Annotated in this window: 9 protein-coding genes; 7 read left to right on the forward strand and 2 right to left on the reverse strand. The window is 67.3% G+C overall.

Annotated elements, in window-relative coordinates; translation table 11 throughout:
- Positions 1–669 precede the first annotated feature (669 nt).
- Together BLW43_RS19205 and BLW43_RS19210 are read left to right on the forward strand one after the other, a co-directional pair.
- Positions 670–1,203: a hypothetical protein gene (locus BLW43_RS19205; protein ID WP_093255946.1), complete on the forward strand. Its 534-nt coding sequence runs from the start codon at positions 670–672 to the stop codon at positions 1,201–1,203.
- Positions 1,203–1,712 (forward strand): hypothetical protein, encoded by a 510-nt coding sequence (locus BLW43_RS19210; protein WP_093255948.1) that lies wholly within the window; start codon positions 1,203–1,205, stop codon positions 1,710–1,712. Before BLW43_RS19205 ends, BLW43_RS19210 begins: the two co-directional genes overlap by 1 nt.
- A 470-nt stretch (positions 1,713–2,182) precedes the next feature.
- On the opposite strand, the gene BLW43_RS23125 is transcribed toward BLW43_RS19210, so the two are convergent.
- A complete protein-coding gene (locus tag BLW43_RS23125) occupies positions 2,183–2,662 on the reverse strand; it encodes a hypothetical protein (protein ID WP_139284147.1) in 480 nt (159 codons plus the stop codon).
- A gap of 129 nt (positions 2,663–2,791) precedes the next feature.
- Between BLW43_RS23125 and BLW43_RS19215 the strand changes: the two genes are divergently transcribed.
- The 3 genes from BLW43_RS19215 to BLW43_RS19225 all read left to right on the forward strand — a co-directional run bounded on the left by BLW43_RS19215 (position 2,792) and on the right by BLW43_RS19225 (position 9,968).
- The gene (locus BLW43_RS19215) at positions 2,792–3,745 is read left to right on the forward strand and encodes a hypothetical protein (RefSeq protein WP_217632245.1); all 954 of its coding nucleotides are present in this window, start codon (positions 2,792–2,794) and stop codon (positions 3,743–3,745) included.
- Positions 3,745–7,368 carry a DEAD/DEAH box helicase gene (locus tag BLW43_RS19220; RefSeq protein WP_093255950.1) on the forward strand — a complete coding sequence of 1,208 codons (3,624 nt, stop codon included), beginning with the start codon at positions 3,745–3,747 and terminating at the stop codon, positions 7,366–7,368. Before BLW43_RS19215 ends, BLW43_RS19220 begins: the two co-directional genes overlap by 1 nt.
- Positions 7,369–7,868: 500 nt before the next feature.
- On the forward strand, positions 7,869–9,968 hold the full coding sequence (locus BLW43_RS19225; RefSeq protein WP_139284148.1) for a site-specific integrase: 2,100 nt from the start codon (positions 7,869–7,871) through the stop codon (positions 9,966–9,968).
- A 429-nt stretch (positions 9,969–10,397) separates the two neighbouring features.
- Here BLW43_RS19225 and BLW43_RS19230 read toward each other — a convergent pair whose 3' ends face one another.
- On the reverse strand, positions 10,398–12,629 hold the full coding sequence (locus tag BLW43_RS19230) for a hypothetical protein (protein ID WP_093255954.1): 2,232 nt from the start codon (positions 12,627–12,629) through the stop codon (positions 10,398–10,400).
- Between the two features lie 301 nt (positions 12,630–12,930).
- Between BLW43_RS19230 and BLW43_RS23130 the strand changes: the two genes are divergently transcribed.
- Both BLW43_RS23130 and BLW43_RS19235 read left to right on the forward strand, forming a co-directional pair.
- Positions 12,931–13,179: a hypothetical protein gene (locus BLW43_RS23130; RefSeq protein ID WP_139284149.1), complete on the forward strand. Its 249-nt coding sequence runs from the start codon at positions 12,931–12,933 to the stop codon at positions 13,177–13,179.
- Positions 13,180–13,419: 240 nt separating this feature from the next.
- A complete protein-coding gene (locus tag BLW43_RS19235) occupies positions 13,420–14,757 on the forward strand; it encodes a hypothetical protein (RefSeq protein ID WP_093255955.1) in 1,338 nt (445 codons plus the stop codon).
- Positions 14,758–14,763 lie beyond the last annotated feature (6 nt).

Below are 14,763 nucleotides of genomic sequence, written 5' to 3' on the forward strand. Positions count from 1 at the left end.
GGGGTGTCCTGTGGCTGACTGCGTGATGATCATGCTGTGGTCCGCTGGGTTCGGGCGGAGGAGCATGCGTGGCGAGGGTGAAGCGTCGGTTGCCGCGCAGAGCGCGAGCTGAGGTGTAGGGATCTTTACTCACTAAACAGATCGCACTCCTGCGCCTGCGGCGCATCCGTTCGATCTGCCCGTTCGCCAGGGCTCTGCCCTGGACCCGCGCTCCCGCGGGGCGCCTGCGCGGCGGGCGGCAGGGGGAGAGCTCGCCGCGATCCCCTGCACCCCTCGGCGCCTCCCGGCGGGGTCGAGCGGGCCTGTTCGCCACGCCCCCTCGACACTCCCCCACGGCGTCTCCGACGGCTCGGGGGCCGTTCCGCACGCCCCCGAGACCCCCTCGCTCCCGGGGAGGTTCCTGCGTCCTCCCCGATCCCCTCCAGCGCGGCCGTCCCGTCGCCGCGCGCGCCTGTCGGCTGCGCGCGCGGCGCCGTTCCGGCCGAGAGACTGCGGCGGTGGGCAGCGGATGCGCGGGGAGCAGCGGCCTGACCTGCGGCGGCCGGAGGCTGGGGCGATGGCGTTCGACGCACGCGCCGTCTGTGACGCGCGCGTCGAGCGCCACCGCCCGGTGGGTGTGAGTGGGGCAAGACGCGACGCGTCGTTCCTCCAACAGCAAGGAGCGAGCCGATGCTCGACACCATGACCGCCATCGCGGCGGCGACCCCGTGGACCCAGACGCTGCAGCGCGGCGATGTGGTTCTCTTCAGTTTCCCCTGCGCCGACGACGGCCCGGTGAAGGCCCGGCCCTGCCTCGTGCTCGAGGTCGGCCGTGTCGGCGACCACGCCTTCGCCGAGATTGCCTACGGCACCACGGCGACCGGCAAGGCCAACCGCGGCTGGGAGATCCACATCGGCGCCGTCGCCGGCATGGCGATGGCGGGGCTCGACCAGCCGACCCGCTTCGTGGGCTTTCGCCGCGTGACGGTGACCCTCGACAGCACGCTCTTCCGCATGCCGAGGGGCCGCAAGTCGCCGGTCATCGGCCGGCTCGACGACGCCGGGCTGGAGCGGATGAACGCCGTGCGCGCCCGCATCTGGGCCGAGCGCGACATGGCCGCCGAGCGGCGCAACGAGCGCCGCGGCCTCACCGAGCAGGGCGTGCCCGTCATATGGCGCGGCAGCGCCTCCAAACTCTCCGCCACCAGCAAGGGAGCAGCGTGATGCTCGACCTCAATACCGTCGTCGCCGCGATCCAGGCCGACGCCGCCGAAGATACGCGCTACGAGATCATCTGGGCGCTGGGCCGCATCTGCATCGACGCCGTCGACGAGGCAGCCAAGACCGCCTACTGCTCGCCGCCGGTCTGGGAGTTTCTCACCGACTGGGTGATTGAGAACCGCGAGGAATGCCCGGAGGACGCCTTCAGCGTCGCGTCGCTGACCGATCTGCTCCAGACGCTGGCCCGCGCCTGCGTCGAGGTGTTCTCCTACAGCGCGCTGCCCAACGACCAGTGGTATCCCGGCGCCCCGGTCGATCTCGACATGCACGACCGCGGCGGCGCGATCATGCACCGACACGCCTATAACTGTGCGGCCGTCCTCTGCATGGTCGCCCACGGCGAACAGGGCGCGAAAATCGTCAAGGGCTTCGACGACCTGCAGGACCGCAACCTGCGCAAGATGGCCGAGCTGATCGGCAAGAGGCTGGGTGAGAAGCTCAAAGGCCGTTGAGGCGAAGGTGTCGTGCGGCGTGCAGAATGCACGCCGTACTCGCCGAGGGCCGTGCAAGCCGCGGCCCCCGTGGCTCCCGGTTCCGGCCAATTGCGGCACTACGGCCGGACCCTGTGGACAGCCGTTCGCGCGAGCGGCGGGCGGATCCTCAACAACGGACGCTCGACGGGGCAGCGGGTCGTAACCGAGGCCCGTGGATGCCGGCCACGTGTAGGGCCGAGCTACGCACGGGGCGGTCACGCGCGGCGCTGTGAATACACTCTTAAGTATGACCCCGTCTGGACGCGTCGCATCAACCGCTTACTTCGCCGAATTGCGGCGGGATCGCTCGCCGATCAACATCCGAACGATCCCCGCCCACCTCAGGCCTCTGTTGCGCGCCGTCGAGGCCTTGCTCCTCGCGATCCTCATCCCGCCGCGACGCCGGCAAATCCCCTACGCCGCTGTATGATCGAAATGTTCAGAGCGGATTATCGGGTAACTGACAAAAATAGCTCTTTGACAAGGCCGTTTAGTATGCTCTCTGCTGAGCTATCTAAAAGTACTATTCTCATTTTTTTTGGCTCTGATCCTTTTCTATATAGTTTAAATTCCGCCGTATCTGAAGTATTACGCGTTATTATTAACGCGATCTCCAAAAAAGCCCGCAGCGTAGGGCGGTTGTCATCGTATACATTTAGACTCAGTCGAGGATCTTCTGGCGTTTGGCGCTCGTCTTCTACGCTTGTCCGAGAGAAATTGTCACTAACATTGGCATTGATACTGTTCCGCGCCAGCGTCTCACTGGCTTTCTCAAGATAGGAGCGAAACCGGTCATTCAAAATACCAATTGCCGCTTGTAATATTTCAGCTTTTTCGGTCGCTTGCCGCTCTTCTTTCTCTAGCTTTACCTGTCTGGCCCGCTCGCTGCTCGCCTTAGCCTCGGCAAAAAGCTTGTCATAGTTAGTCATCGGCATCTCCTGTGGATCAGCATTCGGTCCTGACGCCAAGCGGTGTAATAGCGCTTGATTCCAAGAGACTATATGAGGTTACGTGGTTGTGCCGATCCACACCATGTATATCGTGCGAGGAGTTCGACATTGACCTTGCACGATTGTCCGCCGCCAGCTGCTGCGCTGACGCGATGGCTTGAGGACTATGCGAGTGAAGACGGAAACTACGGGCACTTGTTGCTCGAACAAAATTGCGACTGCGACGACGATCTGATTGCAAATTTCGTCGCTTATTTTGAATCTGCCCATGCTGATGCCCGCGCTTTCTTTCACGAACAGATAGGTATCGACCTTCACCCTGATGCTGACGCACCCACACCGGATATCACTTATCCGGCCTGCCTCCCCTCGATTTCGCGGCGTGGTTTGTTTGGTGAAGTCATGGCCGGCATGCTCACTGAGCATTACAAATATATCGGCAACCACCAATGGACAATTCCAGTCTTTCTCTTCCGATACCATGAAGACGCGGAGGCTTATTTGTTTGCGCTTGTGCGGGACGAAGAGCGCAAGCGCGAGGTCTATGGAAGGCGTGGCTCTGACTTCATTGCGCTCGCACTCGATAAAGAGGGAGACATAGAGCGCTTCATCGTTGGTGAAGCCAAATGGCGGAAGAAGCTTCAGCCGTCAGTCGTCGCCGAGCTGATGTACGGCAAGAAAAAGAGAAATTCCGATACCAACGAACTCGAGCATGACGGCAAGGGCATTTGGTTCCAGATCAATCGCGACATTTCAGCGCCGCATGGGCTTCGGCAGTTGCAGCGCCTGCTGCGGGAAATCGATCCAGACGGCTATTCGGCTGCGATCGCTAGGCTAGATCGCGTGCTGGTGGTCCGGAACGCTGAGCCATTGCCGCGCACTAACCTCATAATGATCTCAGGGGGCGATGTGTCGAGTCGGAAGTCCCAAACTTCGCTTATCCACTGGGAGGAAGCGCCTAAGGAATATACAGCGCCGCACGATCTGCAGGTGGTCGAGCTCATTTTGCAGGACGGGGACAAGTTGATCGATCGCATCTATGATGCTCTGTGGGCTGCTTGATGCCGACAAGCGACCCACAGCGGCTCGAGACGGCCAACGGCGCCCGCACTGGGCTCGCGCTAGAAAACGAGATAACTGCAATACAGGCGCGTTCCTATGTCCGCTGTCTACAGATCGGCTGGCAGGTCAATACGATCGGCTGGAACCGCCGCGAATCCGAAGGCCAGCTGACGGATGCGCGGAGCTTGTTGCAGGCAGCTGAAATATTTGCAGAGATCGAAGGCCATGACGCGCCGCGCGCGATTGACTGCTATCGGCGGGCCGGTGAGGTCCTCGAATGGCTGGCGCGCTCGGCAGATGACATCCGGACGATCGCGCCGATCGAACTGCTATCGGGCGCCGCCTTCCAGCTCGGCGGTCTGCCCGCCATGGCGTCGAGTCTCCTCGGACAGTTCGATTTTGAGGAAGATGGCCCGAAGCTCTTCGCCGCATTCCTTAAAGCCGATTTCGACGCAGTGCTCGTCCAGGCGATGGCCTTCTGGGCTCAGAATGGCGATCTGACTGACGCTGGCTCTTCCCTTCGAATCCTCAAAGAAAACAAGGATGACCAGCTCAGCTGGTATTTCACGGTCGAACTCATTCGCGCACTCGGCCTGTTTGCAGATTCGATCCGGCGCGGCGACGATGGCCGCCTAGCTAAGGCCACTGCGAAGCTCAAAGCGCTCGACGCCATGGCCTTACGCACCTTTAGCGACGATGTCTCGCTGCTCATCAGCCTGTTGCGGCAGGTCGGAGAACGGTTTGCCGGTGCAAGCATCTATCGGTCGATCCGCGCGCTTGGCGAACTCAACCTCGAGCGCATGCCGCGCATGTTGGCCTTTGCGCGTGACCAGTTCTCGCGCGGTCGCGGCATACTGTGGTCATCGCAGCGCGCCGGTCTCACCCGCCTGCTCGAAAACTCATCCTTCGCGCTCTGCACGCCGACCGGATCGGGCAAAACGCTTATCGCCAATCTCGCCCTCCTGAAAGAACTGCTGTTGGGCGATCATGAAGAGGTGGTGCCGCTCGCGCTTTACCTTGTCCCGTCCCGCGCGCTGGCCGGGGAGGTCGAGGCGAAGCTGACGTCAGAGCTCGGACGTGATTTCATCATCACCGGCCTCTACGGCGGCGCTGACTGGGGCATCACTGATTATTGGCTGAATGCCGACCGCCCGACTGTGCTTATCGCTACGGTCGAAAAGGCAGATGCGTTTATGCGCTATCTTGCGCCGCTACTACTTAGTCGCCTCAAAATCCTGATCGTGGATGAGGCGCATCAGGTCCTGCCCGAGGATACGGAAAGCGGCCGCAGCGATTTTGCCGAACACAGCAGCCGCTCGCTTAGGCTCGAAGGTTTCGTCGCACGCTTACTCACCCAGGTGCCCGACATTGCTCGAATTGCTCTTACCGCTGTCGCCGGAGGCGCCGCCGGACCTGTGGCACGGTGGATGGAGGGAACCGCCGATGCGGCAGCAATCGGTACGCGTTATCGCAGCACCCGGCAAGTGATCGGTGTGCTCGAGACTGCGTCGGAGCGGCGAAGCACGATGTTGCTTGAGCTTATGAACGGGCGGCCGCTTTACGTGCAAGGCCGTGATGACCCGGTCTATCTCAACCTCTCCATCCCGCCGATGGCGCAGCTGCCCGCACCGATGCGATCCAGCCTCAACCGCTTCAACCAAGTGACCGTGCTTTGGACGTCGCTGCACCTCGCCGCGACCAATCGCCGGATTCTCATCTCGCTGGCCCAGCAGCCCGAACAGACTATGGGATGGTATGCGGAAGCATTCGACCTGCCGGCTTGGCAGGGGCTGCCGGCTTTCGTGATTCCCGAGGGAAGAGACGGTGACCTGTTCGCCGAAGCCCGGGCAACCGGCGTCGATTATTGCGGGCCAGATTCCTATGAGGTGCGGCTACTAGATCGCGGGATTGCGACCAGCCATGGCCAGATGCCTCAACGGCTGCGGCGGCTAATGGTGGCGCTGATCGAAGACAAGATCTGTCCGATCACTGTAGCGACCGCGACGCTCACCGAAGGCGTCAACCTCCCCTTTGACATCATCTTCGTCACCTCGCTCAAGCGCAGCGCCTATGACAATGTCAAGCAGCAGCCGGTCGTCACACCCTTTACTCCAGCTGAGTTCCGAAATCTCTCTGGTCGCGCTGGCAGGCCGGGCTCAACACGTGGAATGGAAGGACTGACGCTGATCGCCTTGCCCACCACGATCGCCACCACTGCCAATGGGCAGAAGCAGACCCAGCGCAACCAGATGGCTGCTCTGCGCGCAGACTATGAAGCTCTGCGCGAGAACCTCCGGCTTGACGAGCTGGCGGGTGATGCGACACTCAGTCCGCTCGCGATGCTACTCAGAGAACTGCGCGACAAGGCGCGGCTTTATTTTGGACATCTGACCGACAATGCCTTTCTGAAATGGCTCGAACAGATCGAGCCGGGCGCGATCAGCGATGATGCTGGAACCGGCGCAACCGGCGACATCGACCGGCTTGCCGACACAGTAGACGAACTGGATGCCTTTATCATTACAGCGCTCCAGGAACTTAGCCTGCTTGATGCCGAACTTGATGGGCTACAGGCCGAAGCAAAGCTCGCCGCCCTCTGGCAGAAAACATTCACGGTCGCCGCCGCCGCGCAGGAAGCTTGGCTTGAAGAAGCGATCGTGCGCCGCGGGCGCGCGATCGTCGAGGACATTTACCCCGACCCCGACGAACGGCGGCGGCTCTACCAATATGGCTTCTCGCCCTATGTCGGCAGGAGGTTCGAGTTGACAGCGCCGGCAATCGCCGAGCTACTGACGGCTGCAGTTGATTATGGTGCCGAGACTCCGGCTCAGCGTCTGGTGCGATTTGAGGCCCTCGGCGAGCTATTGAAGGTGGACCGCGGCTTCGGCTTCCGCGTCCGCGATACGGTCGGCGACCGCGAGATCCTCGAGGCTTGGACCGCCGTACTTAGGTGGTGGATGCGCGCGCCAGGCAGCGAAGTGCCCGAAGCCGGCGATCTTCGCGCCCGCCAGCGTTTCGTCGCCGACAATCTGGAGTTTCGCTTGGGGGTCGCGATTGGCGCGGTCGTCGCGCAGAAATGGAATGCTGGGGCCGGTGATCCGCTCGCCGTTCCCTCACTCACCGAATGGAAGGCCACAACGGGCCTCCCATGGTTCGGCTTCTGGGCGCGCGAGCTGCTTCGCTGGGGAACGCTCGACCCAATTGTCGCCTTTGCGTTGGCGCAGGGACGCGCGAAGACGCGCGAGGATGCCGAAGCACTGAGACCCGCATTCGCAAAATGGCTTGACGATGAGATTGACGCGCCGACCTCCGAAGATCTGATTGATCCCCAGCACTTTCTGGCTTGGGAACGGACCCTGCCTGCACGCGAACGGGAGCACGCCGAGGTTATACCGGAGGAAGCGGAGCTGACCGGGACGACCGGAGCCATGAAAAGCTACAACGTCTTGCCGGTTGTCGGTGCATCCGAAGTCATCTGGCTCGACGCGTCTGGTTATAAGCTTGCCCGGTCGCCTAGCGAGTCTAGACCTCTTGATCGGTCCGACCTTGCCGATGATTACTTGCTCGATGCTGACGGGCCTGCCACGGTCCGCCGTGTGTTCACACGCTCCCGGCGTGAGTGATCCGCGCGAAGCTGCTCCAGAAAGTTTGGATTTAGATTGGTCGGCGTCTGATGGGCCGCTTTACGCATTTCGTCGTCGCAAAGCAGATAGGCCCTCTCGGCTCCAAAAGCGGTTGTTGGTCGTCGCCGCAGCGAAGGTCCGCTGTCCGCGATGAATCACTGCTGCTCCGCAAGCGACCCAAAGCCTTCGACCGACCGCAACGGCGCATCCCCGAAAGAGACCGGCCACGTGTCAGTAACTGACTTTGGCGCGGCGCTGTAGCCCTTGATTGTCAGCCGCTGGTGTAGCACCAATGGCTAATCCCGAGCGGGGCCGGAGCGCCAAGAGCTTGGGATCATTGCGTTCTTCTGGATTTGCTCCGGGTCCTACCGCCGGAGCCAGGCTTTAAAATCCCGAGGAAAATCAACGCCTTGCCGCGAGGTTCGGAGCATATCCGGCCTTTTGCGGCGAATGCGACACCGACCGTCGCACCGCGTGCGCACGAGGAGGGTCGCACGTCCATGGGTTCGGGGTCCAATCTGCAACGACGGGGGGAGGGTCTGCTCTTCCGCCGCCGCGTGCCGCGCGGCGCGCAAGGCTCCTTCCGGGTGCGCGTCCTGACGCTGCCGCTGGGAACCCACCTCCTGCGCGAAGGCAGACGGATGGCGGCGCATGCGACGCGTTTCACCGACGCCGCCTTCACGCTGGTGGTTGCGTGTGGTGGCGGCATGTTGAACGCTGAGGACATCGAACGGGTGGTCGTCGACCTGATGCGCTTCGAGCTCGAGGCGCGCGAGGCCGCCCGCGCCGTCGCGCCGGCCCGCGCGAGCGCCGACATCGAGGCGGCGCTGCGCATCGAGGCCGCCTCCCGCCAGACGCTCGTCGCCGCGATCGCCCACAACGACTACGCCGCCGTCGCGGATCCGGTGCGCGCCGCGCTCGCGCGCCTCGGCGTCGCGCTCGCCGAGGACGCGCCCGACTGGCGCATGGTCGCCCGCCGCGCCGCCATCGGCCTTGTCGCGGTCTGCGAGGAGAACGCCCGCCGCGAGACCGGCGCCTATCGCGATGAGGCGGCCCAGCTGCTGGCGACCGCCATGACGCCGCCGCCGCGCTTCGCCGCGCCGGCGCATGCGGCGGCGCCGGCGGCCACGCCACAGGCCCTGCCCGCAGCAGGTCCGATCCCATGGGCTGCTGCGTCCGCGCCGCTCGCGGAGCCGGGCGCAGAGAAAGTCGCCGGGCGGGCCGCCGGACAGGTCGCCGGGCGGATCGCAGATCGAGGCGCGCCCCCCGCCCCGGCGGGCGAAGCCGCGGCGCGGGTCGCCGCGGCGAAGACCCGGGGGAGCGCGCCGCGGCGCGGCGAAACCGCCGCCGACAGGACGGCGGGTTTCACGTATCGCCAGCCGCCGCCGCCGAACCCTGCCGCGCCCAACGGCGCGAGGAAGTTCTTCGAGCTCGGCCAGGATTACGTCGCGCGGCGCGTTGAGGAGTCGCGGAGCTGGAAAGACAACAGCGCGGGCCAGGTGCGCTCCGCGCTCAAGGCGTTCCGCGCCATTGAGGGCGACCTGACCTGCGACGAGGTCGACGAGACCCGGCTCCGCGAGTTCTTCGAGACCTACCGCCGCCTGCCCAGGGCATGGGGCAAGGCCGGGCGCACGCCGCTCGAGGAGATCGACCACGCCGACGCCCGGGAAGCGGCGCTGAGCGACGCGATCGAGGCGATGAGGGCGCGCGGCGCCTCTCAGGGCGACATCGACACCCGCCAGGCGAAGCAAGGCGTCAACCGCGTCAGGGTGGCGACGATCTACCGCGTCATGCAGGATCTGCAACGCGTCGTGCGCGACGAGGGCATGGAGAACGGCTGCTTCGCCCGCAACGTCATGCAGCGCGTGATCTGGTCGAAGAAAAAGATCATTGAGCTTCAGAAGGACGAGGCCGACACGCCCCGTCTCGCCTGGGGCGACCGGGCGAAGGATCTCTTCGCGACGAAGATTTTCACCAAGCCTCTCGCCGACCCCGGCGATCCACTGTTCTGGCTGCCGCTCCTGGGGTTTCATGCGGGCCTGCGCATGGAGGAGGCGGCCCAGCTCAAGCCCGACGACATCGACACGATACGCGGGATCGCCGTCATCCGCATCCGCCAGGGCGCGGGACAGCATCTCAAGAACCTGTCCGCGCGGCGGACGATCGCGATCCACGACAACCTGCTCTCGCTCGGGCTGACGCGACTGGTCGAGCAGCGCCGCCAGGAAGGCCAGGAATGGCTTTTCCCCGACCTCGACCGCGGCGATGCGCGCGGCCGGAAGTCCGAGGTGTTCTCAAGCCTTTTCACCGACTATCGCCGCGACCAGGGCGTCTATGACCCGCAGCGCGACTTCCACAGCCTCCGCAAGGACTTCAACGTCGGCATGAAGCGCCGCAAGGTGGGCCTGGAGATCCGCAAGCGCCTGATGGGCCACCGGCTCGTGGACGTCACCGAGACCCATTACGACCCCGAAGGCTCGCCGATCGAGGACTATCGCGCGGCCGTCAACTCGGTCGCGCTGGACATCTCCGGGGTCCAGCGTCCCTTCTCGACCGGCTCGCCTGAACCGGCGCGCCCGCGACTGCGGGTCGTGAACTGAGCTATAGGCGCGGTCGGCTGGACCGGCGCGTCGCGATCGGGCGCCGGGGGCCCGATGCGGGCGCACCCGATCGCCGATGTGCGGACCGGGGAGGCGTCCGGACCCCGATCCGCGTCATGATCACCGAAGGTGTCGGACCAAAGGAGGTGACGCTCAGGCGCCTGTTCTGCCAATTTCATGCCCGCTCACTATCGCGCAGCGTCCGCCGAAGCATCTGTAGCACAACTGGCGATCGTGCGACGTCCGCCTGAGCGTGGGCTGCGCTTTCAGAAAGATCGCGCCGCCCGCAGCCTCGCTGGCGCTCCGCTCCGGTCCGGTCGCCGGGGCCAGCGGACGCCACCGGGACAGGCGAGCCCGGCTTCGGCGGGGGCGGCGGGGGCGATGGGCCGAGGCTCCATGCCATCTCGTCCCTTGTCGACTTCATCGGCATCAGAACGCCCTGCGCAGCAGGGTGTTTCGCTCGCGGATTTTTCGGGCGCGTTCTGGCGAGATCCCGAGCAACTCGGGCGTTGCGATCGGCCGCGACGGCTGAGGCGACACTGGGGCGGCCCCGACACGAGCGGCGGCGGCGGGTCGGTGATGGGGTCGTCTGGCGGCGGCGCCGTAATTCTTCTCGGCATAGGCCTTGATCCAGCCGAGAGGCTCGGCGATATCGCCCGCGCGCTGCACGGCGGCGGCCAGCGCCTCGAACACCACGCCGTCGCGCAGGTCGCGAAACAGCGCGCCGAGGATACGGCGGGCGGCGTCCTCGCTCTTGCCGGCGCCCATGAACAACCGAAGCCCTTGGGCGATGGCCGTCTGCTTGAGCGTCGGCGGCTGGCGTCCGGCCGCCGCGCCGGCCAAGCCAGGCGGGGCCGGCGCGGCGCTCGCAGGGCGCACGAAGTCGAAAAGATGGTCGCCGTGGCCGCCCATGGCCGGCCGGCGCAGCGGCGCCGGATCGGGATCGGGCGATTGCAAGCCGACGACGCCATCGGCGCCACAATGAAGCCACGGTGCGAGACGCACCCTCGCGCCGGCGTCGAGCCCGGCGAGCATCGCGAGACCATCGGGGCCCGCGACGACGCGCACCAGCCAGCCGACGTCGGTCGGACCAAGGCGCGCGGCGGCGGCGGCGAGAATGGCTGGATCGAGCGGCGCGGGCATGGCGATGGTCTCCGTGGCGGCTGCGTCGAGCGGCTGTGGATGGAACGGCTGTGGATGGAGAGGCTGCGGGGCGGGTTGAACAGGCGCGACCGGCTGGACCGTCGGGGGCGGATCGGCGCGGCGGGCCGCGGCTTGGGCAGCGGGCGCCATCACCGAAACCGGGCGGTCGATCGCGCGCGGCGGCCGTTTGGCCGGGAGATGGCGGACGGCTGCGCGGGTTGCCCGGGGGGCTGGGATCGCCGTCGCCATGGGCTCATCCGCCGCCCCGCCAGCCGAGGCTTCGCCCCCATAGAGCCAGGCCGCACCCGTCTCACGGCGCGCCGCCACCCTGACCGCGCTGGCATGCAGCCCGGCAAGGCAGGCGCGGACGCGGCAGCCTCGGCGCGCCTTGAGCCGCCGGTACCAGGTCGCCCGAGAGACGCCCTCGCCTTCCCAAGGCCGCTCACGACTGATCGGGTTCAGCGCAAGCCAGACCGCGCGCGGCAGGGCGCCGGCCGCGCGACGCCGCGCCGTCCGCGCGCGGCGCAGCCGCGCGGCCCGGACGTCGACGGGTACGATCTGCTCGAGCCCGATGCGCGCGGCGAGGCCGGCGTCGATCCCAAGCCGCTCGGCGATCGTGACGCCGGCGTAGCCGTAGCGCGGATCCCCGCCGCCGGCGCCGCGCCTGCCGGCGAAGGCGTCGCCGGCCCGTCGCGCCACCGTGCCGACGCAGGTGCGGACCTCGCGCGGCGCGAGCCCTGGCGCCGCGTCGGCCGCAAGGGCCGATACGGCCTCGGCGATATCGGCGCCCGGGTCCGTCCAGGACAGCGAGCATGCGTGAAAATGCAGCCACAGGTCGCGCCGACCGATCGGGATCGCCCCGCCCCAGAACGCCAGCAGACGCCCGAGATCGCGTTGGACGGCCGCCCAGAAGGCGCGGCGCGGCATGCCGGATCCACGGGCGATAACCGGGGGCGGCGCCCGGTTTGGCGCCCGCGTAACGCCGCCGCGCCGCGCCGCCAGCGCCTGGCGGGTCGGCCGTCCGGCCGCCTTGAAGATGCTGTCGCAAAGCGCGTCGAACCCGTGCCGCGCGCCGTCTCCGGCGACGACGGTCACCGCGCGCCCGGCGCCGTCGTGCCAGCTCTCCGGCAACCGCAGGACGCGGGCGGCATCGACGCAGGCCGGATCGGCGCCGAGTGCGGCGAAGAGCTCCACGAGCGCGCGGGCCGCTGCCCGCCACCGCGGCTCGGCGGCGGGATGTCCGCCCTCTAGCAGCCACACGGCGTAGAAGCCCCGGCCGCTGTCCACGGTGAAGGAGGCGGGAGGAAGATCCAGCGCGGCGATGTGCGCCGTAAGCTGCGCGGCGATCGCCGGGCGCGACAGCCCGGCGAGCGCCGGGATGCGGTAGACGTCCAGATCGATGAAAAGCGCGTTCAGCGACGCCAGCCGCCGGCCGCCGCCGCGGGGCCCATGGTACGGGTTCATCGCGATATATGCCGCATCGCTTTCAAGAAGCACTTCGGCGGCGACGAGGGCCATGTCGCGCCCGCAGGTGTGCGCCCGGACGGCGTCCTGCTGCCGCGCAAGAAATGAAACGCTCCCCCGACCGACGATCGGGTGCAGAGCCTCGAGGTAACGCGCACAGCTCCATGCGCGCGACGCCGCGGCTGGGATGGCGGCGCGGGGCGGCAGGGGGCGGTCGAGGGCGACGACATCTTCCATGAGCGGGACATGCGATCAGCCATGGAAATCTGTGAAAAAAATGTCGCCTCATGTCGTCACGAGGTGCGAAACGCTGCCTTGCTGCCATCTCCGACATGAAAAAATCGGAGCAGCGGACATGAATTCACCCGAAAGCACGCTGTCGTCACGCGAAGTGGCCACGACTTTGGGCGTCACCCTGCGCCAGGCTCAGCGCGAGATCGCGGCCGGACGCATGGCGTCGGTTCAGCGCGCCGGGAGCGCCCGCGTCACGCGCCTCGCCCTCTGGCGATATCTGGGCATCGAGACGGAGATGATGCGGCTTTGGCTCGATCATCTGGATCGCCGAGCCGGCTCCGAAGCAGATCCTGCGAAATCAAAAGCTTAGATCCGCGGGGGCATCCGGGCGGTCTCCACTGGGTCGGCGTGGAGACCGCCCCCATCGCCCCGCTGTCGCCACCCGTCGTCCGGCGTCGCCCCCGGCCGCCGGACGACGCTCCAGGGGCGCCCCCGTCGCACGGCGCAGGCGGGCTCTTCGGGGCGAAGCCCGCCTGCGCCGCGCGACGGGGGCGACGACGAGGGAAGACGAGCAGGTCGCCTGAGTTCGAGTCAAACGAGGAGTAGAGCCATGATCCCATCAACTTTCCCCGCTCCCGACCGCGCCGAGGCGCTGGCCGCGGCGCTGAGCTTCGCCGCGATGCCGGCCGCCGAGCGGACGGCGGCGGCGCGCGCGGTGCGGACACTGTCCGCCGCGCTGGCTGCGCCCGGCGCCGAGCCCACCGTCGCCGCGCTGGAGGCAGCGCTCGACGGCGCCGACCTGGCCCTGCGCGCCCGCGTCGGCGCCGACTGGCCGCACGTCGCCGCGGGCGTCCGCCGCGCGCTGCGGGCCTGGGAAGACCCCGCGCGCCAGGCCTTCGCGCGCCGGGCGCTCGCCGGCGCGGGGCCGACGCTCGCCGACGCGCGCGCGGCGGCCGAGGCGACGATGCCGCCTGACAGTGCGCGGCGCACGCTTCATGCGATCGACCGGTTCTGCGCGGCGCAGGCGACGACGCCGGACCAGCTGCCGGCGACCGCCCCGGCGCTGGAGCCGATGCTGTTGCGCGCGACGTGCGAGACATTCGGCGTCGAGACGCTGAAGAGCCTGCGCAACAGCGTCGGGCGGGTGCGCGCCGCCGCAAGGCTCGTTGGCGGCGCGCGGCCGCGCAGCAGCGCAGCCGCGCTGAAGGCGCTGCCGCCGGTTTGGTCTGCGGCGCTGGACGCGGCGCTGGCGCCGCTGCCGAAGCATGCTGCCTCCGAGAGGGCTATTCTGCGCCGGCTTGCGCTCGCCGCGGTGCGGGAGGGGCTCGACCCGACGACGCTCGACGCGGACTTCGTGCGCCGCTTCTGGGCGGAGACGCAGTCGGCGCATGCGCCGAGCTATGGCGAGAAGCTGCGCGCAGCCGCGGCCGCCTGGAACGCGCATGCCGCCGGCGGCGCCGCCGCGCCCGTGACGCCGCCGGCCGGCCGCCCTGTCCGGGTGGCGACGCTCGACTGGAACGAGGTTCCCGCGGCGATCCGCGTCGACTTCGACGCGCTTGTGGCGGCGGCCGCGCCGACGCCCTCGACCGACTGGGCGGCGCTGGTCGGCGTCAGCGACGACGACCTCGCGCTCGGGCTGGGCCAGCTCGCGCCCGCGCCAAGCGCAGCCTTCCCCGCTGTCCAGGCCGGCACGGTAGGGAACTGGCGCGACTACGTGAAGCGCGCCTGGCAGGCCGCGCAGGCGGGGGCGGCGCGCGACGCAGTGCGGCTCGACGAGCTGCTGACGCCGCAGGTGTTCGCCGGCGTCGTCCGGCTCGTGCGCGCCGCCCGGCGCCAGCGGCGCGAGGACGCCGGCGAGCGCTTCGACCCTCAGACCAAGGGCAGGCGCGAGCACAGCGTCCTGGAAGGTCTGGTCTCGATCGCGACCCGGCGCGGCGTCGCGCCGTAGGCGATC

The organism is Rubrimonas cliftonensis, from assembly GCF_900107585.1.
In the GTDB taxonomy this organism is placed as follows: Bacteria; Pseudomonadota; Alphaproteobacteria; order Rhodobacterales; family Rhodobacteraceae; genus Rubrimonas; species Rubrimonas cliftonensis.